Consider the following 21431-nt stretch of genomic DNA (forward strand, 5'->3'; position numbering starts at 1 on the left):
ACCGGAGCCGCGGGCGCCCGGAGGCCACGGCCGCCTCGATTGTCATGACGTTGCGGCCATGGCGTAGAGCTCCCTGGCCGAGTCGCCGAAGTAGGGGCCGTACATGGTGCGGTGGTCGTCGCTGTATTTGAAACTGCTGACCGAGACGATCGTGCCGCGGCCGGTGGAGGGGTCGAAGCCGCTCAGCCACGGGCCCCCGCTGGATCCGGCGGTCATGTCGCAGCGCATCCCCTGGTCGCCGGTCTGCCCGTTCGGGTCGTCGCGGAGCGTGCCCGCGCAGTAGACCAGGTGCTCGCCGTCGTAGGGCGAGTCGGCGGGGAAGCCGAAACCACTGGCGGGGCGCCCTCTGGGGATGCCGAAAGCGATCTGCTGACCGCCGACGGCGTCGCCGAGGTGCTTGCCGTCACTGGTGTTGACCGCCACCATGCCGATGTCGTGGCTGTCGTCGCCGCCGCGCGACCAGGGACCCGCGACGAACATGCGGCGCGCGGTGTACTGCCCGTACGGGCGGCGGCCCTGGGAGTAGCCGGGGACGAAGGTCCAGTTGTCGGCCCAGGCGCCGGCGCCGTCCTTGACGCAGTGGCCGGCGGTCACGACCAGATCCCTGTTGGCACTCCTGACCGAACTCGCCGAGCACACGAAGTCACTGCCCTTGATGGTCAGGAACACCCGCCCCGTGGTGCGTTCGACCATCCCGCCGGAGGTCCAGCGGGTGCCGGAGGTGCGTGCGGCGGCGCCGTTCGGGCTCCGGTGGGGGGCGACCCCCCGGCCGGCTCGGGCGAAGAGCCGCCCGAGCAACCCGCCGGCCTTCGAGAGCCGGTCGACGGGGAGCGCCGAGGCCATCCGGCGGGGGGTCCAGTAGCCGAGCACGCGCTTTCGCTCCGACGCGGTTGGAGCGATCGTGTGCTCGACGACGTCCGGCATGCCGGACGTCGCGACTTTCGCGGTGAGAAGGGGGACGGGGGCGTTCGCGATCCGCTGCCCGGACTCGGCGGCCGTCTGCCGGATGGCCGTCACGCCGGTCGTCGGGACGCCCAGCAGCCCGGCGACGAGCGGGGCGGCCGCAAGCAGGGGGAGGCTTGAGGTCATGAGGCCCGAGTTTGCACTACGGAGAGTGTTTCTGCGATTACTTTAGGGTATTCGGGGGCGTCGAGGGCCCGGTGAGTCTCAGGGGGCGCCGGTTGTCTGGGCGGCCTCGTAGACGGCCTGCGCGTCGGTGCCGAAGTACGGGCCGAACATCCAGCCGGAGGCGAAGTCGTACTTGAAGCTGTTCACCGAGTTCAGGGTGCCCAGGCCGGTGCTCTCGTTGAAGCCGAGGAACCAGGGACCGCCGCTCGACCCGCCGGTCATGTTGCAGTTCAACCCGATGTCGCGGGACATCAGGAAGTCGTCGAAGGCCCGTCCGGCGCAGTAGACCAGCTTGGAACCGTCGTAGGGACCGGCCGCCGGGTAGCCGAAGGAGTGCATCTGCGCCCGGCGCGACTGGTTGAAGGAGACGCCCTGGCCGCCGACCACGTCGGTCAGCGACCTGCCGTTCAGCGGGGCCACCACGGCCGAGGCCACGTCGTAGTTGATGTCCTCGGTGTTGTTCCACTGCGGGGTGGTGTAGAGCGTGGTCGCCACCCATGTGCCGTAGGGCCGGTTGCCGTTCTCGTATCCCGGGACGAACACCCAGTTGCTGTGGAAGGCCCCGCCCATCCGCACGCAGTGCCCCGCGGTGATCACGGTGCTCCTGTTCTCACTCGTCACCGCGTTCGCCGAGCACGAGGCGTTGCGGCCCTGGTAGGTGAAGAAGACGCGGCCGGTGGTCTTGGCGATCGCCCCGCCGCGGGTCCACGGCGCGCCGGTGGAGGCGCGGACGGCCGCCGTGCCCTTGGCGGCCATGCCGGTGGCCGGGACGGCCTCGCCGTCCGGCGTGGTCGCGGGGATGGAGACGGGGTCGGCCGCGGCCTGCGCCGCGATCGCCGCCGAGGTGAGGCGGGCACCTTCCTTCTCCGGGATGAGGGTGGCGAGCGGCTGTGCCGCCTCCATCTTCGCCTCCGTCCAGTAGCGCTGGACGGTCCGCTGCTCCGCCTTGGTGTCGGCCGCCTCCTTCTCGACCGGCTGGGGGACGGCCCGCGTCGCGGTGACGCCCCCGCCCGTACCCGGGCCGCCCGCACCCGTGCCCGTGGCGCCGTGCGCGATCGTCGCGGTGAGCAGAGTGCTTCCCGCGACCGCGGTGAGAAGGGGGATGAGTCGTGCTGTGCGTCGCATATGTACCTCCCGAGGCCCGTTGCTGTTCCGGGAAGCTAGTGCGCCGTACGTGCGTATTTCTCAAGATTTACAGCTATTGATATGACGGAATTCGGACTTAAATATCGCCTTTTATCGCGTGTTTCACGTCTAACAGATTTCCGTGTGGATGAGGCCGATTCGACAGCGCGGCCCGAGCCGGGAGAATGGGACGGTGCAGCCAGACACCGTCCGCTCCGTCGTCCTGCTCGGCTCGACCGGGTCCATCGGGACCCAGTCCCTTGACGTCATCGCCCGCAACCCCGGCCGGTTCCGGGTGGTCGCGCTGGCCGCCTACGGTGGCCGGATCGACCTGCTGGCCCGGCAGGCGGCCGAGTTCAGGCCCGACGTGATCGCCGTCGCCGATCCCGCCGCGGTGCCGGAACTGCGCGAGGCCCTGGCCGCGCGCGGGGTGGACGCGCGGGTGCTGGCCGGTCAGGAAGGGGTGGCGGAGGCCGCCTCCTGGCCCGCCGACGTCGTGCTCAACGGCATCACCGGCGCGCTGGGGCTGACCTCCACGCTGGCCGCGCTGGAGGCCGGCCGGGCGCTCGCGCTCGCCAACAAGGAGTCGCTGATCGTCGGAGGGCCGCTGGTCAAGCGCCTGGCCAAGCCGGGCCAGCTGATCCCGGTCGACTCCGAGCACGCCGCGCTGGCCCAGTGCCTGTGGGCGGCGGGTCCCACCGGCCCCGACGCCTCCGCCGTGCGGCGCCTGGTCGTCACCGCGAGCGGCGGGCCCTTCCGCGGCAGGTCGCGCGCGGACCTCGCGGAGGTGACCCCCGAGCAGGCACTCGCCCACCCCACCTGGTCGATGGGACCGGTGATCACGGTGAACTCCGCCACGCTCGTCAACAAGGGGCTGGAGGTCATCGAGGCGCACCTGCTCTTCGACATCGGCTTCGAGCGCATCGACGTCGTGGTCCACCCGCAGTCGGTCATCCACTCGATGGTCGAGTTCGTCGACGGCTCGACCATCGCCCAGGCCAGCCCGCCCGACATGCGCCTGCCCATCGCGCTGGCCCTCGGCTGGCCCGAGCGGGTCGCCGACGCCGCGCCCGGCGTCGACTGGACCGCCGCCCACACCTGGACGTTCGAGCCGCTCGACGACGGAGCCTTCCCCGCCGTCGCGCTGGCCCGCCACGTCGGCGCGGCCGGCGGCACGGCACCGGCCGTCTACAACGCCGCCAACGAGGTCTGCGTCGAGGCGTTCCTGGCCGGTCGGCTGCCCTTCCTCGGCATCGTCGACACCGTGGCCTCGGTGGTCTCCGAGCACACCGTCACCGAGGCCGGATCGGTGGCCGAGGTGCTCGATGCCGACTCCTGGGCACGGATAAGGGCACGGGAGCTCACCGGGACTGCCTAGACTGGTGAGCGTCGTCGACTCTTCAAGGGCTGAAAATGACTTCTGTTGCTCTCGGAATCCCGTCCGTAAGGACCAGGCCGATCGCCGAGCGACGCATATCTCGTCAGATCATGGTCGGCTCCGTCCCCGTGGGCGGGGACGCGCCGGTCTCCGTCCAGTCGATGACCACCACGGTCACCGCCGACGTCAACGCGACGCTCCAGCAGATCGCCGAGCTGACCGCCTCGGGCTGCCAGATCGTCCGGGTCGCGGTCCCCTCGCAGGACGACGCCGACGCGCTGCCGACCATCGCCAGGAAGTCGCAGATCCCGGTGATCGCCGACATCCACTTCCAGCCGAAGTACGTCTTCGCCGCGATCGAGGCGGGCTGCGCGGCGGTCCGGGTCAACCCCGGCAACATCAAGAAGTTCGACGACAAGGTCGGTGAGATCGCGCGGGCCGCCGCCGACCGCGGCGTGCCGATCAGGATCGGCGTCAACGCCGGCTCGCTCGACCCCCGCCTGCTCCAGAAGTACGGCAAGGCCACCCCCGAGGCGCTGGTGGAGTCGGCGCTCTGGGAGTGCTCGCTCTTCGAGGAGCACGGCTTCCGCGACATCAAGATCTCCGTCAAGCACAACGACCCGGTCGTGATGGTCCAGGCATACCGCCTGCTCGCCGCCCGGTGCGACTATCCGCTCCACCTCGGTGTCACCGAGGCGGGCCCGGCCTTCCAGGGCACGGTCAAGTCCGCCGTCGCCTTCGGGGCCCTGCTCGCCGAGGGGATCGGCGACACCATCCGCGTGTCGCTGTCCGCCCCGCCGGTCGAGGAGGTCAAGGTCGGCAACCAGATCCTGGAGTCGCTCAACCTGCGCGAGCGCGGCCTGGAGATCGTCTCCTGCCCCTCCTGCGGGCGCGCCCAGGTCGACGTCTACACCCTGGCCGAGCAGGTCCAGGCGGGGTTGGAGGGGCTGAAGGTCCCGCTCCGCGTCGCGGTGATGGGGTGCGTCGTCAACGGCCCCGGTGAGGCCCGCGAGGCCGACCTCGGTGTCGCCTCCGGCAACGGCAAGGGCCAGATCTTCGTCAAGGGCGAGGTCATCAAGACCGTTCCCGAGTCGCAGATCGTGGAGACCCTGATCGAGGAGGCGCTGCGCCTCGCCGAGCAGATGGGCGTGGAGGTCGACCTCGACGACGACGTCACGGGCCCCCAGGTCGTCGTCGGCTAGGCACCGTCCCGCTTCCCGCACCTGTCCGCCCCCCGGTCGCTCTCTCGCCGCCGGGGGCGCACCTTTTGCGGGGTGCTCTCCGCCGGAGATTTCCGTTTTCCGGTCTCCGTAGCCTCCGTGGCCGTTTGCAGCGTTCTGCTGGCCCACCTGGTGGCGCCGTCCGACCTGGGATCATTACACTTAGCAATCATCTGACTACACTTTGCTAGATATCCGGTTGTGTCCCGGGTGAATCGCGCCACCTCCGGGAGACCATCGCCTCTGCCGTACGAGTAGGGGGACCGCATAGTGAAGAAGAGGGTCGTCGGGATTGCCGCGAGCATCGCGATGCTGGCAGCCGCGGTGGGAGTGCCGCAGGGGGCGGTGGCCCAGGGCAGGGAGGGGCTGGTCTGGGGGCCCTGCGAGGGCGGGACCTCGGTGCCCGGGGTGATGCCGTCCGTTCCCGGGCAGTGGGCGGACAGCCGGATGGAGTGCGCCACGCTGAGTGTGCCGCTCGACTACGACAACCCGTACCAGACCATCAACATCGCCCTGAACCGGATCAGGGGGAGGGCCACCCACGACCGTCTCGGTGCGCTGCTGGTCAATCCAGGCGGTCCCGGGGCGTCCGGTCGCGATCTGGTCAAGGGCGTCGTGGCAGGGCTTCCCGGCGGCCTGGCCGACCGGTTCGACGTGATCGGTTTCGACCCGCGCGGGGTGGGGGCCAGCGAGCCGGCGCTGAGCTGTGTCGATCCCGTGGAGTACTACAAGCCGCCCCGTCCCGACCAGGTGCCGGTCACCAGGCGGGACGAGAGCGTGCTCATCGACCGGGCCCGCGAGTACGCCCAGGCGTGCGGCGTCCGGTGGGGCTGGATGCTGCCCCACATGACCACGGAGAACTCCGCCAGGGACATGGACCTGATCAGGGAGGCGCTCGGCGAGTCGAAGATCAGCTTCCTGGGCTACTCGTACGGGACCTACCTGGGCGCGGTCTACGCGACGCTCTTTCCCGGTCGGCTCAGGCGGCTCGTCCTGGACAGCGTGGTGGATCCGCGCGGTATCTGGTACCGCTCGAACCTGAGCCAGAGCATCGCCTTCCAGAGCAGGCACCGGGAATTCCTCAGCTGGATCGCCCGTCACAATCCGGTCTACCGGCTGGGCACCACCGAGAGGGCCGTCTCCTTCGCCTGGGACGCCATGCGTACCCGGTTGGGCGGCCACCCCGCGGCGGAAGTGATCGGCCCGAGCGAGCTCGACGACCTCTACACCGTCGGCGGCTACTCCGACGCCGTCTGGCCGCAGCTGGCCAAGGCCTTCTCCGCCTACGTCAAGAAGGGGGAGACGGCACTCCTGCTCAACGCCTACCGCAAGCACGCGGAGAACGACGCCAAGGACGAGAACAACTACGCCGTCTACCTGGCGGTGCAGTGCAGCGACGCCGTCTGGCCGCGCGACTGGACACGCTGGCGGACGGACATGACCAGGGCCAACGCCAGAGCACCCTTCCTCACCTGGCCCAACGCCTGGTACAACGCGCCGTGCGCGTTCTGGCCCGTGCAGGGAGGCACCCCCGTGCGGGTGCACGACAGCACCATGCTGCCACCGGTCATGCTGATCCAGGGCGAGCGTGACGCCGCCACCCCGTACACGGGGGCGCTGCGGATGCGTACCCTGCTCCGCGGCTCCCGGCTGCTGGCCGTGCCCGGTGGCAACCACGGGATCTCGCTCAACGGGAACGCCTGCGTCGACCGTCGCCTGGCCGCCTACCTGCGGGACGGCACCCTCCCCGGTGGAGCACGGCGGGACTCCGGCGGCCCGGACGCCCGTTGCCCCGGCCTGCCGCTGCCGGTGCCCGTGCCGGTGATCGGACCCTCGCCCGTCCGGGTGCCCGCCGGGCACCCGGGGGGAAGGACGATCTAGCAGGTAGATGAGATGCTCTGTGTTGGTTCCTGCCAAAATCGAGGGGGTCGCGTAGGCTGAGCATGTGATGCTGCGTACAACGGCGTCGCGCGTGCTCGACGACAACGATCGAGACGAGGTCCTGGCGCTTCTCGACATCGACCCCGTCGGTAACGTTTTCGTCGCCTCCAGGGTCCGTTCTGTCGGGCTCAATCCGGCCAGACTCGGTGGCCAGATGTGGGGGTTCGGGCCGCGCGGTGGCCTGACCTCCCTCTGTTACGCCGGGGCGAACCTGGTTCCGGTCAACGCCGGTACCGACGCCGTCTACGCCTTCGCCGAACGCGCACGCAAGCAGGGCCGCCGCTGTTCCTCGATCGTCGGCCCGGCCGACGCGGTCGAGGTGCTCTGGGAGCGGCTGGAGCCGCACTGGGGAGCCGCCCGTGCGATCCGCTGGGCGCAGCCGCTCATGGTGACCACGGAGCCGTCGCCGCTCCCGGCCGACCCGCTGGTGCGGCGGGTCCGGCCCGACGAGTTCGACGTCCTGCTGCCGGCCTGCGTGGCGATGTTCACCGAGGAGGTGGGCGTCTCCCCTGAGCTGGGGGACGGCGGAGCCCTCTACCGGTCCCGGGTCGCCGAGCTGATCAGGATCGGCAGGTCGTACGCCCGCATCGAGGGGGGCAGGGTCGTCTTCAAGGCCGAGATCGGCGCGGTGACGCCGCACGCCTGCCAGATCCAGGGCGTCTGGGTCCACCCCGACCTGCGTGGCCGCGGCCACGCGGTGTCAGGGATGGCCGCGGTGGTCAAGCACGCGCTCGACTACTTCGCGCCGGTGGTCTCGCTGTACGTCAACGACTACAACGCCCCGGCCAGGGCCGCCTACCGCAGGGCCGGTTTCGTCGAGGTCGGCACCTTCATGTCCGTGCTCTTCTGACCGGCGTCCCGCCGCTCCGGGCGGATCGCCGGTCTTCGAGCGACTCGGCCACCGGCGGATCGAGGTCGAGACCGTGCGCCTGGACGACCGGACGCTCACTCGTGTCCGGATGCCCGAGCCGCTTTCCGGGCTCGGCTCAGGGGCTGCGGACCAGGCAGGTCACGAGGTGCTCCAGCTCCGCCTCCGGGTCGGCGGTGAGACCGGCGTGGACCGGGCCCGTCTGCACGATCGTGCTGCGCGGGGCGGTCAGCCAGCGGAACCGGCTGCCCAACGGCTCCTCGGTCAGTGGTCCCTCGTCGCCGCCGCAGGAGCGCCGGTAGACGTCGAGCGCGTGCCGTACGCCGTCGAGGTCCACCTGGGGGTCGAGGGCGCGCAGGCGTGCCTCGTCCAGTTCCACGCGGGCGCACAGGTAGCCGCGTGGCTGGCAGTAGAGCAGCACGCCGGCGTTGATCAGCTCGCCGCGCTCCACCCGGGGGATGACCCGGATGATCGCGTACTCGTAGACGTCCTTCACCGGGTGTCCTTCCAGAACGCGCCCACCGAGCCGGGCTTTCCCTGCTGAGCCGCCGAGTCCTGGCCGGAGGCGGCCGAGGGGGCCGGCAGCCAGGTGCGCGGGCCCTGGGCGCGGGTCAGCAGGTGCTCGACGTACGCCTGCCGCACGGCCTGCGCCCCGTCGAACCCCGGCTCGTTCTCCAGCCACTCGTCGGGAACCTCGTCCACCACCCCGTCGAGCAGGTCCCTGGTGATCCTCTCGCTGAACTCGGCGTCGGCCTCGGACATCCGGGTGGCGAAGGGGGCCATCACATGGTCGCGCGCGTCGAAGCCGCGCAGCGGGTCGGCCGAGGGCCAGTTGTGGTGGAACCAGAGCGCGGCGCCGTGGTCGATCAGCCAGGTGTCGCCGTGCCACAGGAGCAGGTTCGGGTTGCGCCAGCTCCGGTCGACGTTGTGGATCAGCGCGTCGAACCAGAGCAGGCGGGAGGCGAAACCGGGCTCTGGAGGCCAGGCCAGCGGCTCGAAGCCCAGCGCGCCCGGCAGGAAGTCGACGGCCAGGTTGTTGCCCTCGCTGGCCTTGAGCAGGTCCTGGATCTCCTCGTCCGGCTCGCGGGCGCCGAGCTGTGGATCGACGTCGATCACCTTCAGCTCGGGCGTGCGGAAGCCGAGACGCCGGGCCAGCCCGGCGGACACGATCTCCGCCACCAGGACCCGGCGGCCCTGGCCGGCGCCGCGGAACTTCACGACGTGCGTGCCGAGGTCGTCCGCCTCCATGACCCCGGGGAGCGAGCCGCCCTCCCGCAGGGGCGTCACGTAACGGGTGGCTTTGATCTTTTCGAGCACCCGGCCAGGCTATCGGCTCGGGCCGCCGGGCGACCGGCCACCCGGCACGCGGGCCCGGCCGGGGCACACTGTGCCGGTTCGGCGCGGTGATCACCACCGCGGCCCGATACGGGGCCGTGCCGTGTCGGGCGAGGCGTCACATCTTCGAGACGACCTCCTCGGCGAAGCGCTCCATGGTGGCTATCTTGAGCTCGATGCCCTCGCCGTACCCGGCCTTCTCCTCGGGGGTGGCGAGCCACCAGGGCGCGGCCATCGTTCCGGTCACCCCCTTGTCGGCGAAGCGGCGGTAGGTGGCGGCGTCGGGCATGACCGCGAGCGGCGCGATGATCTGCAGGGCGTCTTCCGCCCTGCCGTACTCCTTGAGGTAGCGCCGCAGGTCGGCGAGGACCGGGTCGAGCTGCTCCTCGGTGTAGATCCGGTTGCCCATCCAGCCGTCGCCCGTCCTGGCCGCGCGGCGCAGCGCCGCCTCGCTGTCGCCGCCGACGAAGAACGGCACGGGCACGGAGGGTACGGGGGAGATCGAGAGCGGGCCGTAGTCGTAGTGGGTGCCGTGGTGGGTGACGGTGCCGCCGGCCCAGAGTTCGCGCAGGGCCGGGATCATCTCGTCCAGCCTGCGTCCCCGGGTGTGGAAGTCCTGGCCTGTCTGGACGAACTCCTCCTTGCACCAGCCGACGCCGACGCCGAAGGTCACCCGGTTCCCGGACAGGACCGCGGCCGTGGAGACCTGCTTGGCGACGGTGAACAGATCACGGGCCGGGGCGATGTAGACGTTTGGCGCGAAACGCAGGGTGGTGGTGACGGCGGCCATCGCGCCGATCGTCACCCACACGTCCGGCCAGTGCGTCCCGGCGTTCCAGCGGGGGGCGCCGGTTCTGGAATAGGGATAGGGCGACTCGAAATCGGCATAGAAGATGTGGTCCGACAGGGTGAGCGTGTGAATGCCGCACCGCTCCGCGGCCCTGGCCAGTTCGACGAACTGGCCGGTCTCGACGAATGACGCTCCAAGCCAGAACTGCACGGATCCTCCCGGGCTCCGAAATGCTGAAATTTCGATAGATGTCCCCCGGGGGAGCCGGGGGACGTCTGCGGGTGCCGTCCCTGTCCTTACTTCCCACCGGGATTCCCGACGGGGATTTCCCGGAGGGTGGGGACCTCTGGAGGGCCGGATCAGCGAAAGGTCAGTCGGAGAACTCGGGGATGACCTTGGTGGCGAACAGCTCCAGGTTGCGCTTGACGGTGTCGAGGGGCAGGACGCCCTGCTGCCCCTGCATGAACAGGCCGAACCACTCCAGGTCCGGCATCCGGTCGAGCATGCGCTGGATGCCGCGCTTGACGTCGTCGGGACCGCCGAGCAGGGCCATCTCGACCTCGTTCATGCGCTTGAAGTCGCCCTTCTCGGGGCTGATCGGCTGGTGCCTGTCGTCCTCCTTCTTACGCAGGACCTCCAGGTAGCCGAACGGCCCGAAGAAGGCGGCGAAGTCCTTCTGCATGCTCTTGCCATAGGTGGCGATGGCCTCCTCCTTGGTGTCGGCCATTCCTACGATCTTGAGGATGCCGGTGTGCTCGCCCAGCTTGTAGTCACGGCCGCACTTGGCCGACTCCTCCTGGTAGAGCCTGGCCTTGGCGGCGTGGTCGTCAGGGTTCGGGGTGAACATCCACGGCAGGATGTCCTCCTGCGCCGCCCTGACCACCGAGCGGTCGGAGATGGTGAACGGCTGCCACAGTTCCGGGTGGGGGTTCTGGTACGGCCGGGGGCAGACCGAGATCGCCTGGATCTTCCCGTCGTCGTCGAGCTCGCCCGGGGCGCCGAAGGCCCTGGTCCACTCCTGCGCGGGCCAGCCCTCGATCCCGTCGAAGGGCGAGGGGACCTCGTAGTCGAGCACGTCGGACTTGTAGCGGAGCGTCTCCTGGGTCCACGCCATCTTCATGATGTTCAGCACCTCGCCGAACACGTCGAAGTTGCGGTTGTCGGAGTTCGACCCGTCGGACCTGGCGGCCGAGGCGTGCCAGCGCTGCCCCAGCACGTTCATCCAGCGGTTCTGGTAGCCGCGGGCCACGCCGAGCCGGAGCCGGCCCTTGCTGAACTGGTCGAGCAGGGCCACGTCCTCGGCCGCCCTGATCGGGTCCCAGGCGGGCAGCACCAGGCCGAGCGGGGCGAGCAGGATGCGCTCGGTCCTGGCCGCCAGGTCGGTGAGGAACATCAGCGGGTTGACCGAGAACTCGAAACCCTCGGAGTGGAAGTGGTGCTCGGTCATCATCAACGCGTCGAAACCGATCTGGTCGGCGTGGACGGCGATCTCGCGCACCTCGTCCAGCAGCCTCTGGTACGACTCGGTGTCGCGCCCGATCGGCCTCCTGGCCTTCGCGTTCTCCTCCTGGCTGTAGCCCGAGCCGGGGATCTGCGGGTTGAGCATCAACGAGAACTTCACGGCAGGCTCCTTAGCCAGTTGGTGACGACGATGAGGAACTCGCCCGGACGTTCCTCGTGCAGCCGGTGACCGCTGCCCTCCCAGGTGACCGCCTTGGAGTGCGGGTTCTTGAACAGTCCGGCCTCCCAGGTCGCCTGGGAGGGGTCGAACCAGAAGGTGAGCACCGGGCAGGTCCGGCGCGCGAGGTATTCGTCGGAGTTGGGGCGCAGGCCGAGCGCGTCCGGACCGCCGAACATCGCCTCGAACGCCTGGAGCAGTACGTGCGGAGGAGTGGCGAGGATCCGGCGCCGGTGCCACTCGCGCAGCCACTCGGGCGTGGCGGCGGTCTGGGTCCACTCGTCGTTGCGCAGTGAGACCCCCACGACGTCCTCGCGCATCTGCTCGATCAGGGTGGGGAGGTATTCGCTCAGCGCCCCCGCGAAGCCGTAGCCGGGATCGACCGTGACCAGCGCCCTGACCAGCGAGGGATACTCCACGGCGAGGTGGGAGACGATCTGGCCGCCCATCGAGTGGCCGATGGCGACACAGGACTCCACGCCCAGGGCCGCGCAGAGCCCGGCGAGGTCGTCCGCCATCCGCCGGGGGGTGTTGCCCTCCTCGGGCGCGGAGGAGTAGCCGTGCCCGCGCATGTCCACCGCGATCACCCGATGGTCCCTGGCGAGGGTGGGAATGTGGTGGACCCACTCGTGGGAGTCGGCGCCCAGACCGTGGACGAGCAGCAGCGTCGTGTCGCCGGAGCCGTCGTCGGTGTGGAACAGCCGGACGTCGCCCAGATCCGTGAACGCCATCAGCGTCCTCCCGTGAGGATTGCCGTGTCCGCCGGCCGCGGTGCTCAGCCGTGCCCGGTGAACGCCTCGTCTTTGGTGACGTGAGCAAGCTACCCTAGGGATGATAAACGAGCAATCGCTTGGTTAACCAAGCGGGTCCGCTTGGCCGGGGCGTTCCCCCCGGCAACCTGGGCGGACGGCTGGGATACGGGACAGAATGTCCGGCGAAGACGGGGTGTCCGGCCGAGAGGCGAGACGTCCGTCGAAGGTCCGGGCGTGAAGACGGAGGCGCTGATGCGGCTGGGTGTCACGATGTTCGCCACCGACCGGTCCATGCCGGTCTCCGAACTGGCCGGGGCGGCCGAGGAGCGCGGGTTCGCCTCCCTCTACCTGCCGGAGCACACGCACATCCCCATCTCCCGCCGTACGCCCCCGGCCGCGGGACAGGCGGTGCTCCCCGAGGAGTACCGGCGCACGCTCGACCCGCTCGTCGCGCTCTCCCACGCCGCCGCCGTGACGAGCGAGATCACCCTCGGCACCGGCATCATGCTCGTCGCCCAGCGCGAACCCCTGGTCACCGCCAAGGCCGTCGCCACCCTCGACCACCTCTCCGGCGGCCGGGTGGTGCTCGGCATCGGGTTCGGCTGGAACGTCGAGGAGGTCGAGGATCACCTCGGCCCGCAGGGTTTCCGCTCCCGCCGCGACGTGGCCCGCGAGCACATGCTGGCGATGAAGGCCCTGTGGAGCCGGGAGGAGGCCGGTTTCGACGGCCGCCACGTCGGCTTCGAGCCCTCCTGGTCCTGGCCCAAGCCGATCTCCGGTCCCCCCGTCTACGTGGGCGGGGCCGCGGGCCCCAAGCTCTTCGCCCACGTCGCCGAGTACGCCGACGGCTGGATGCCGATCGGCGGCCGGGGGATCAGGGCCGCCCTCCCCGCCCTGCGCGAAGCCTGCGACAAGGCGGAACGCGAGATGGCCAAGGTCATCCCCTTCGGCACGCTCCCCAACGCGGAGAAACTCGACTACTACTCCGAACTGGGCATCGAGGAGGTCGTACTCAGCCTTCCCAGCGCCGAGGCCGACCAGATCCTCCCCATCCTCGACGAGTACACGGCCTTCCTCCGCTGACCGGCCGCAGTCCGGGCATTCCCGGTGGGCACGAGGTCGTGGACCCGTTCAGGTCGCCGACTCCGGGGAATGACGCGCCGGGGCCTGGCCCCGCGGGCCGTACCGGATGGCCGGCCCGGCACCGGCTCTGTGCTGGGCGTTGGCGATTCGGGAGGTGTGTCGGGACTTGCCCTGACCTGAGCATCACATGAATATCACGGTGAGGGAGAGAAGACCTGTCTGCCCGTTGACTGTCGGCGATGCTTCTTCTTGAGTGAGAAGGGTGGCGGCGAGGGGAGGCTCGCGTGCCGTATGCGCAGCCGCTCAGAACGGGGGATCCGGCGGCGCTCGGTGAGTACGAGATCATCGGGCGGCTCGGAGAGGGAGGCCAGGGAGTGGTCTATGTCGGGGTGCGCCCCGACACCGGATCAGAGCCCTACGCGGTCAAGCTTCTGCACGGCTCGGTGGGGGAGAACCCTGAGATCTTCCTGCGCGAGGTCGAGCTGGCGAAGCAGGTGGCCCGGTTCTGCACGGCCCAGATGATCGACGCCGGGCTGGACGGCGACCGGCCCTACATCGTCAGCGAGTACGTCGACGGCCCGTCGCTCCACCGCGAGGTCGCGGTCAGCGGGCCCCGCGAGGGAGGCCGGCTGGAGCGTCTGGCCATCGGCACGGCCACCGCGCTCGCGGCCATCCACCGGGCCGGGATCGTGCACCGCGACTTCAAACCGCAGAACGTGCTGCTCGGTCCGGACGGGCCGAGGGTCATCGACTTCGGGCTGGCCAGGGCGCTGGACGCGGCGGCCACCCAGAGCGGGCGCGGTGCGGGTACTCCGGCCTACATGGCGCCCGAGCAGGTGGAGGGCGCCGAGATCAACCCGGCGGCCGACGTCTTCGCCTGGGGCGCCACGATATGTTTCGCGGCCAACGCCCAGGCGCCCTTCGGCCAGGACTCGATCGCGGCGGTCCTGAACCGGATCCTCACCGCGGCCCCGCAGCTGGGGCGCCTCGACGGGCTGCTCGGCGCGCTGGTGGTCGACTGCCTGGACAAGAATCCCGGTAACCGTCCCAGCAGCCGGGAGCTGCTGCTCGCGCTGCTCGGCAACGACGGGCACAGGTCGGTGCTCGACTCCCGGACCCCTCCGGTGCCCGGCGGTCTCGCCCTGCGGGCCGGCTCCGGCGAGCCTGACGTCTCAGACCCGTCCGGCGTGTCCGATCCCGCTGATTCCTCGGATACGCCCGGTTCCTTCGATGTGCCGGGCCTCGCGGGGAGGTCGCGCACCTCCGGGTCCGCCTGGCGGGCGATGTCCGGTGGGCGCGGGCACTTCACCGAAGGCGAGGACTTCGACGAGCCCCGCACTCACCCGGGGCGGGCGGCCACCAGGGCGTCGATGGCGGTCTCCGGGGCGCTGCTGGTGAGCGCCGCGGTGCTGGTGGGGGTGCTGGTCCCGGCACTGAGCGGTGTCACCCCGAAAGGCGCGGCGGTACCGCCGGCGGTGCCGGTGGTGGAGAGCAGTCCCCAGGTCGAGACGGCGCCGCAGCCGAGCAGGACGAGCCCGCCGGTCAGGCCACTCCCGACGAATCCGGCCAAGCCGCCGCGCGCGGAGGGTGTCAGATCCTCCCCGCTGCCACCGTCCGAGGTCACGACGGTCGTGCCGGCCCTCGTCGGGCTGGACCGTTCCGGGGCGGTGCGCCTGATCGAACAGGCCGGGCTGGTCGCCGGGACCGTCCAGGAGGTCAACTCCGACCGGCCGGTCGGGGAGGTGCTCGCGAGCAACCCGGTGGCGGGGACCACACTGCCGAGGAAGGGCAAGGTCAACCTGGAGGTCTCCGCGGGGATCCAGGTGCCCACGCTGGTCGGCCTCGCCAGGAGTGCCGCCCAGGCGGCGCTTACCCAGGCCGGGCTGGTCGCCGGAGGGGTGAGTACGCGCTGCTCGGACCAGCCGGCCGGGCGGGTGCTGGCGAGCACCCCCGGTGCGGGCAAGCGCGTCTCGCCGGGCAGCGTGGTGGCGCTCGTCATCTCCAGGTACGGCGTTCCGGTGCCGTCGATCACCGGCCAGAGCGCGGCCGATGCCTCGAACACGCTCGGCGGGGCGGGTTTCGCGGTACGGACCCGGGCGCGGCTGGTCACCGACGACGCTCAGGACGGTGTGGTGCTGGCGCAGAGCGTGGCGCCGGGCACCTGTGCCCGGCCGGGCGCGACGGTCGTGATCACGGTCGGTGTGGCGGGCCAGAGCGGGCCCGGCCCGGGGCCTGGTCCGGGGCCGAGCCACGGTCCGGGGGAGACCACCGCGCCTCCCGATCCTCCCGACTCGCCGGATCCGGTGCCCGGGGAGGCGGCCCCGTCGGGATGACGGCGTCCCGGTACGGCGGCGGGCCGGGGCGATGGGCGCCCGCGGGGGAGCGGGGAACTCGGGTGTGGTGTTCGCGGGGCGGCGGGGTAGCGGTCAGATGGCGGCCAGGACGGTGGCCAGCAGGGCCTTCCTGACGTCCTCCTGGGGGAGGTCGATCGTCTTGACCACCCCGTACTGGAGCGACCCCAGCAGGGCCCAGGCCCAGACCCGGCGGTCGGGATCGGGGTCGGGTCCGGCCAGCCGGTGGTAGATCTCGTCACGGAAGGCACGGATGATCTCGCCGGGGGAGCCGGGTGGCGCATCGTCGGCGCCGCCGATGTCCTCCATGATCAGCCGGATGATCGCCCGGTACCTGACCACGAAGGTCACCAGAGCCTCGACGAAGGCGCGGTCGTCGTCGAAGTCGCTCTCGATCAGGACCATGATGTCCTCGGCGGCGGGGGCGAGCAGCTCGGTGGCCAGCCGGTCCTTGGGATGGAAGTGGTAGGCGACGGCGGTCTTCGTCAGGCCGACGGCCGCGGCGATGTCGGCCAGCGAGGTCGCCGCATAGCCGCGCTCGGCGAACAACCGGCGAGCGGCGTCGAGGATCCGGCGGCGCGTGTCGTGTCCATGTTCAAGTGTGGTCATCGTCTCAATCCCACGCTATTGGGAGTATTTCCCAGTTTGCGCGCCTACTCTCGTATCGTAGGTTCTGTACGGCCGTACAGTACGGCGTTTCAGGCACATTTCAGACTTTAATAGGGCGGTCACCGAATGTCTGGTTTGCTGGGGCGGCTGGGGAGTTGGTGCGCGCGGCATGGCAAGGCGGTGCTGGCGCTGTGGGTCGTCGTCGCGGCACTGCTGATGGCGGGCTCGGTGCTGTTCCCCGGACCGGCCACCAACGACACCAGCCTCCCCGGCACCGACGCCCAGCGGGCGATGGACCTGCTGAAGGACGGCTTCGGCCCCGGTTACGAGATGGGTGGTTCGGTCCAGCTCGTCCTTTACTCTCCCGGTGGCTCCCTCATCGCCGAGCCGAGGAAGAGCGCGGTGGAACGTGCCGCGGAGCAGATCCGCAAGGTCCCGCACGTGGTGGAGGTGACCCCTCCCTCCCGGACGGGCGGGATCGCGCCCAGCCTGGAGATCGGTTTCATCGCGGTCAAGCTTGAGGGGCACGACACCACCAAGACGGCCGAGACCGCCAAGCTCCTCGTCGAGGCGGCCGAGCCCGCGCGGGCGGCGGGCCTGGAGGTCGTGCCCGCCGGCTCGTCGAGCCCGGCGAACAAGGAGATCAAGACCGGGACGAGCGAGATCATCGGAGTGATCTGCGCGCTGCTGGTCCTGCTGTTCGCGTTCGGCACCCTGGTCGCCGCGATGATCCCGATCTTCGTCGCGCTGGTCAGCATCGCGACCGGGCTCGGCACGATCGGCCTGCTCGGTCACCTGGTGGACGTGCCCAAGCAGGCGCCGATCCTGGCGACGATGATCGGCCTCGGCGTCGGCATCGACTACGCGCTCTTCCTGCTCAGCAGGCACCGCAAGCTGCTGGCCGACGGTGTGCCCGTCCACGAGGCGATCCGCCGGGTGGTCGCCAGCTCCGGCGGTGCGGTGGTGTTCGCCGGCGGCACGGTGATCATCGCGCTCAGCGCGCTCATGCTCGCCGACTTCCCCATGCTGCAGACGCTCGGCTGGATCACCGGCATCTCGGTGGTCTGCGCGGTGCTCACCGCCGTCACGCTGGTCCCCGCGCTGCTCGGGATGCTCGGCCACCGGGTCAACGCGTTCCGCCTGCCGTTCATGGGGCGCCGGGGCAGCCACGGCTCCTCCGGCTGGGCCTCGCTGGGCAACTGGGTGGCCAGGCGTCCCTGGAGCGTGCTCGCGCTCAGCGTCGTGCTCCTGGGAGCGCTCGCCGCCCCCGCCCTGGGACTCAAGCTGGGCACGCTCGACAACGGCTACGGCGATCGCGGCACCGACGCGCGGCGCTCCTACGAACTGCTGCAGGCCGGGTTCGGACCCGGCATGAACGGCCCGCTCGTCGTGGTGGCGGATCTGGAGACCCCGGTCGTCGACCGGAAGCCCGTCCCGGCCATATTGCAGAACCTGAAGGATCGCGTCGCGGACGTCGAAGGGGTGGCCCATGTCGGCGACCCGGTTCTCAACGAGCGCGGTACGGCGGCCCTGGTGCAGGCGATCCCCGACTACGCTCCCAGCGACCCCCGGGCGCTGGAGGTGGTCAAGGCGGTCCGCGCGATCGAGCTCAACGGAGCCAAGGTGCACGTGGGCGGTGAGGTCGCGGGCATGGCCGACGCCAACTCCAAGATCGCCGGGCGTACCCCGCTGGTCGTCGGCGTCGTGGTCCTGCTGAGCGCGTTGTTGCTGCTCCTGGCGTTCCGCTCGCCGGTCGTCGCGCTCAAGGCCGCGGTGATGAACCTGGTCTCGCTCGGCGCCGCGTTCGGCGCGCTCTCGCTGGTCTTCTCCCTGGGGTTGGGCAGTGGCCTGGTCGGCATGGACCCGCCGGTCAACGTGGACGCCTCCTATCTGAGCACGCTCTTCTTCACCGTGCCGATCGACAGCTACATCCCGCTGATGCTGTTCGCGATCCTGTTCGGCCTGTCGATGGACTACGAGGTCTTCCTGCTCACCGCCGTGCGGCAGGCGTACCTGAGGCACGGCGACAACCGCAGGGCGGTGGCCGAGGGGCTGGGGTCGACCGGCCGGGTGATCACTTCCGCCGCTCTGATCATGGTCTCGGTCTTCGTCGCGTTCGTCGCCTACCCCGACCCGATGGTAAAGATCTTCGGTGTCGGCCTGGCGGTGGCCATCGCGGTGGACGCCACGATCATCAGGGGGCTGCTGGTCCCGGCGACCATGGTCCTGCTCGGCAGGTTCAACTGGTGGTGCCCCGCCTGGCTGGACCGTCTCCTGCCCAACCTCTCCGTCGAGGGGCAGGAGGAGGACGAGGAGATCGAGGAGCCGAGCAGGGAACTCGTCGGCGCGGGTCGCGGCTGAGCCGAAGCGGCGACCGGGGAGGCCGTGCACGAGGGCGGCGGTCAGTCGAAGACGATGACGCTGCGGGCCACCGCCCCCTCGCGGACGTGCCGGATCGCCTCGTTGATCTCCTCCAGCGGGAGGCGCTCGCTGACCAGGCGATCGAGGTCGAGGCGGCCGCGCAGGTACTGCTCGGCGAGCATGGGCAGGTCCCTGATCGGGGCGGCGTCGCCGCCCTGGGTGCCCATCAGGCGTCTGGAGGCGAACAGCAGGCCCGGCTCGACACTGAGCGGCTCGCCCTGCGGCGGGCTGCCGACCATCACCGTCGTGCCGCCGGGCTGGGTGGAGGCGAGGGCGGCGCCGAGCACGCCGGCCACGCCGGTCACGTCGAAGGCGTAGTCCACGCCGCCCCTGACGATCTCGCCCACCTGCTTGGGCAGGTCGGTGACGAGGATCGTGTGGGTGGCGCCGAACTCCTCGGCCAGCTTCAGCTTCTGTTCGGCCACGTCCGCGGCGACGATGGTGGTGGCTCCGGCCAGCGCGGCGCCCTGGACGACGTTCAGCCCGACCCCGCCGCAGCCGACCACCAGCACGCTGGAGCCGGGGGTGACCTGCGCGACGTTCAGCACCGCGCCGACGCCGGTGATCACCCCGCAGGCCAGCAGGCACATGGTGTCGAACGGCGCGTCTTTTGCGATCTTCACGCACATCGCCTCGTTGACCACGGCGTACTCGGCGAACGAGCCGATGCCGATCATCGTCCTGGCGCCGTCGCCGTCCACGGTGATCCGGGTACCGCCGTCGCGCATCGTGCCCATGATGGCCGCCATCCTGGCGGGGCCGCCGCACAGGTGGAACCGGCCGGCGCCGCAGTTGCGGCAGCGCCCGCAGGCGCCGTTCATCGCGATGATCACATGGTCACCGGGTCTGACGCCGGTCACCCCGGCTCCGGTGCTCTCCACGATCCCGGCGCTCTCGTGGCCGAGTACGAAGGGGAGCCGTCGCACCACCGGGCTCTTGCCGTCCAGCGCCTTGATGTCGGACCCGCAGACGCCGGACGCCTTGATCCGCACCCGCACCTCGCCGGGTCCCGGGTCGGCGATCTCGACCTCGCGTACCTCCAGCGCCGTGCCGAACCCGGTGAGTACGGCCGCACGCATCAACATGTCCGCTCCCGTCGAGCCGAGGGCCCCGTGCGCTCCGCACGTCGGCCCGGAGCGGCATTATAAGCAAGCAATTGCTTGGTTATCCACCCTGTCGGGGCACCGCTCCGCCTTCCAGGTGGTCGAGTGGCCCGTGTGGGGGGTGTGGTGATCTTCCATTGACACCCCCGGATGCCAAATCTACGCTGACGAAACCAAGCGAGCGCTAGGCCAAATTGCGTCGAGCGCGCGCCGCACGGCACGGCACGGCAGGGAGCGACCTATGAGACGGCAGGCAGTGCGACTCATCGGCCTGGTGGCCGCGGCGGCGCTCGCCGCAGGCGGCTGCGCGGCCGAGCAGAAGGCCGCGGGGGGCGGTGGCTCCGAGGGGGCGGCGGGGGTGACCGCCACGACGGTCAAGGTGGGCGGCGTGCTCACCAAGACCAGCGCGAGCGGCTACTCCACCAAGGACGCGGAGATCGGGGCCAGAGCCAGGTTCCAGCGCGCGAACGAGGCCGGCGGCGTGCACGGACGCACCATCGAGTTCATCGGGGCCGAGGACGACAACCAGGACGCGGCCAAGGGGGATGCGGCGGCCAAGAAGCTGGTCCAGAAGGACAGGGTGTTCGCGCTGGTCCCCGTGCACGCGCCCAACTTCGGCGGCGCGACCTTCCTGGAGCAGCAGGGCGTGCCGTGGTTCGGCTGGGCCACCGGGCCGCAGTGGTGCGGCACGAAGACGGGCTTCGGCTACAACGGCTGCCTGGCGCCGCAGCCGGGCGCGGGCTCGCAGACCTGGTGGGGCAACCAGATGGCCGAGCTCATCGGCGGCTCGGCGGGCAAGAGCGTCTACATCCAGACGAGTGACTCCAGCGGCAGCAAGTACGGGGGCAAGACCATCTCGCAGTCCTTCGAGGCCGCGGGCTTCAAACTGGTCGGCCTCAACTCGGGTCTGCCCGCCGCGGCCCCGCCGCCCGACTGGCTCCCGTACATCAACAAGATCATGACCTCCGACGGCGGCGGGCCGCCGGACCTGGTGGTCTCGATCATCGCCGGCACCAAGTTCAACGTCGGCCTGTACGGCGCGCTGAAGAAGGCCGGCTACCAGGGCCTGATCTCCGACGCGACCAGCTACGACGCCGCGATCCTGGCGGACCCGGCGATCGCCCAGGCGCTCGAAGGCGTGATCGCGGCCCCCATGTTCGAGCCCTTCGAGTCGCAGGCCCCGGAGATCGCGCAGCTCAAGGCGGACGTGGAGAAGGCCGCGCCGGGGACTCAGCTCACCCAGCATCTGGCCATCGGCTACTGGGCGGCCGACATCTTCCTCAAGATCCTGGAGCAGACCGGCAAGGAACTGACCAGGGAGAGGTTCCTGGCCGCGGCCAACGGCTCCTTCGACTACGAGAATCCCGGCTTCGGCCGGATCCGCTATCCCCGGGACCATACCGAGCCCAACGGCTGCGGCGCCCTGGTCAAGCTGGAGGGGGGCGCCTTCAAGGTGGCCAAGAACATGAAGTGCTTCGACAACGTCCCGCTGAAATAGCGGGCGCGGGCTTGCCGCTCACGCGTCTGGCGGGCCACGTGAGCGGCGAGCCGGGGGCACCTCCGGCTGCCCCGCCGACCCTCACCCGTCAACCCCACCATCCGACCGTCGTCCTCTTCGGGGAGCGGCTCCGGCCCGCGCGAAGGCCGGT

The 21431-nt window shown here is 70.5% G+C and carries 17 protein-coding genes; 8 read left to right on the forward strand and 9 right to left on the reverse strand.

Features of this window, described 5'->3' with window-relative positions; all coding sequences use genetic code 11:
* Positions 1-42 precede the first annotated feature (42 nt).
* Positions 43-1089 (reverse strand): trypsin-like serine peptidase, encoded by a 1047-nt coding sequence (locus ABT130_RS02530; protein ID WP_350952202.1) that lies wholly within the window; start codon positions 1087-1089, stop codon positions 43-45.
* 78 nt (positions 1090-1167) lie between these two features.
* Positions 1168-2253 (reverse strand): trypsin-like serine peptidase, encoded by a 1086-nt coding sequence (locus ABT130_RS02535; RefSeq protein ID WP_350952204.1) that lies wholly within the window; start codon positions 2251-2253, stop codon positions 1168-1170.
* 193 nt (positions 2254-2446) lie between these two features.
* Here ABT130_RS02535 and dxr point away from each other — a divergent pair, with 193 nt between their 5' ends.
* From dxr to ABT130_RS02555, 4 genes are all read left to right on the forward strand, one after another.
* A complete protein-coding gene (dxr, locus tag ABT130_RS02540; protein WP_350912768.1) occupies positions 2447-3631 on the forward strand; it encodes a 1-deoxy-D-xylulose-5-phosphate reductoisomerase in 1185 nt (394 codons plus the stop codon).
* Between the two features lie 35 nt (positions 3632-3666).
* Entirely contained in the window at positions 3667-4833 is a 1167-nt protein-coding gene (gene ispG, locus ABT130_RS02545; RefSeq protein WP_350912770.1) for a flavodoxin-dependent (E)-4-hydroxy-3-methylbut-2-enyl-diphosphate synthase, read from the forward strand.
* Between the two features lie 288 nt (positions 4834-5121).
* Entirely contained in the window at positions 5122-6732 is a 1611-nt protein-coding gene (locus ABT130_RS02550) for an alpha/beta hydrolase (RefSeq protein WP_350952206.1), read from the forward strand.
* Positions 6733-6799: 67 nt separating this feature from the next.
* The gene (locus ABT130_RS02555) at positions 6800-7642 is read left to right on the forward strand and encodes a GNAT family N-acetyltransferase (RefSeq protein ID WP_350952367.1); all 843 of its coding nucleotides are present in this window, start codon (positions 6800-6802) and stop codon (positions 7640-7642) included.
* Between the two features lie 136 nt (positions 7643-7778).
* Here the strand turns inward: ABT130_RS02555 and ABT130_RS02560 are convergent, their stop codons facing one another.
* The 5 genes from ABT130_RS02560 to ABT130_RS02580 all read right to left on the reverse strand — a co-directional run bounded on the left by ABT130_RS02560 (position 7779) and on the right by ABT130_RS02580 (position 12194).
* A complete protein-coding gene (locus tag ABT130_RS02560; protein ID WP_350912774.1) occupies positions 7779-8156 on the reverse strand; it encodes a DUF3037 domain-containing protein in 378 nt (125 codons plus the stop codon).
* The gene (locus ABT130_RS02565) at positions 8153-8977 is read right to left on the reverse strand and encodes a HipA family kinase (protein WP_350912776.1); all 825 of its coding nucleotides are present in this window, start codon (positions 8975-8977) and stop codon (positions 8153-8155) included. The genes ABT130_RS02560 and ABT130_RS02565 overlap by 4 nt, the downstream gene beginning before the upstream one ends.
* 136 nt (positions 8978-9113) lie before the next feature.
* On the reverse strand, positions 9114-9995 hold the full coding sequence (locus ABT130_RS02570) for a TIGR03619 family F420-dependent LLM class oxidoreductase (RefSeq protein WP_350912778.1): 882 nt from the start codon (positions 9993-9995) through the stop codon (positions 9114-9116).
* 160 nt (positions 9996-10155) lie between these two features.
* The gene (locus ABT130_RS02575) at positions 10156-11406 is read right to left on the reverse strand and encodes an LLM class flavin-dependent oxidoreductase (protein ID WP_350952208.1); all 1251 of its coding nucleotides are present in this window, start codon (positions 11404-11406) and stop codon (positions 10156-10158) included.
* Complete coding sequence (locus ABT130_RS02580) at positions 11403-12194, reverse strand: alpha/beta fold hydrolase (protein WP_350912782.1); 792 nt, start codon at positions 12192-12194, stop codon at positions 11403-11405. The genes ABT130_RS02575 and ABT130_RS02580 overlap by 4 nt, the downstream gene beginning before the upstream one ends.
* A 255-nt stretch (positions 12195-12449) precedes the next feature.
* Between ABT130_RS02580 and ABT130_RS02585 the strand changes: the two genes are divergently transcribed.
* Both ABT130_RS02585 and ABT130_RS02590 read left to right on the forward strand, forming a co-directional pair.
* A complete protein-coding gene (locus tag ABT130_RS02585) occupies positions 12450-13298 on the forward strand; it encodes an LLM class F420-dependent oxidoreductase (protein WP_350952210.1) in 849 nt (282 codons plus the stop codon).
* Between the two features lie 284 nt (positions 13299-13582).
* Positions 13583-15631 (forward strand): protein kinase domain-containing protein, encoded by a 2049-nt coding sequence (locus ABT130_RS02590; protein WP_350952212.1) that lies wholly within the window; start codon positions 13583-13585, stop codon positions 15629-15631.
* A gap of 93 nt (positions 15632-15724) precedes the next feature.
* On the opposite strand, the gene ABT130_RS02595 is transcribed toward ABT130_RS02590, so the two are convergent.
* The gene (locus ABT130_RS02595; protein WP_350952214.1) at positions 15725-16258 is read right to left on the reverse strand and encodes a TetR/AcrR family transcriptional regulator; all 534 of its coding nucleotides are present in this window, start codon (positions 16256-16258) and stop codon (positions 15725-15727) included.
* A 126-nt stretch (positions 16259-16384) separates the two neighbouring features.
* Between ABT130_RS02595 and ABT130_RS02600 the strand changes: the two genes are divergently transcribed.
* A complete protein-coding gene (locus tag ABT130_RS02600; RefSeq protein WP_350952216.1) occupies positions 16385-18619 on the forward strand; it encodes an MMPL family transporter in 2235 nt (744 codons plus the stop codon).
* Between the two features lie 41 nt (positions 18620-18660).
* Here the strand turns inward: ABT130_RS02600 and ABT130_RS02605 are convergent, their stop codons facing one another.
* On the reverse strand, positions 18661-19764 hold the full coding sequence (locus ABT130_RS02605; protein ID WP_350912792.1) for an alcohol dehydrogenase catalytic domain-containing protein: 1104 nt from the start codon (positions 19762-19764) through the stop codon (positions 18661-18663).
* Between the two features lie 259 nt (positions 19765-20023).
* Here ABT130_RS02605 and ABT130_RS02610 point away from each other — a divergent pair, with 259 nt between their 5' ends.
* Entirely contained in the window at positions 20024-21280 is a 1257-nt protein-coding gene (locus ABT130_RS02610; RefSeq protein WP_350952217.1) for an ABC transporter substrate-binding protein, read from the forward strand.
* Positions 21281-21431: the final 151 nt, after the last annotated feature.

Origin of the sequence: Streptosporangium sp. NPDC001681 (assembly GCF_040298085.1) — a bacterium.
Taxonomy (GTDB): Bacteria; Actinomycetota; Actinomycetes; order Streptosporangiales; family Streptosporangiaceae; genus Streptosporangium.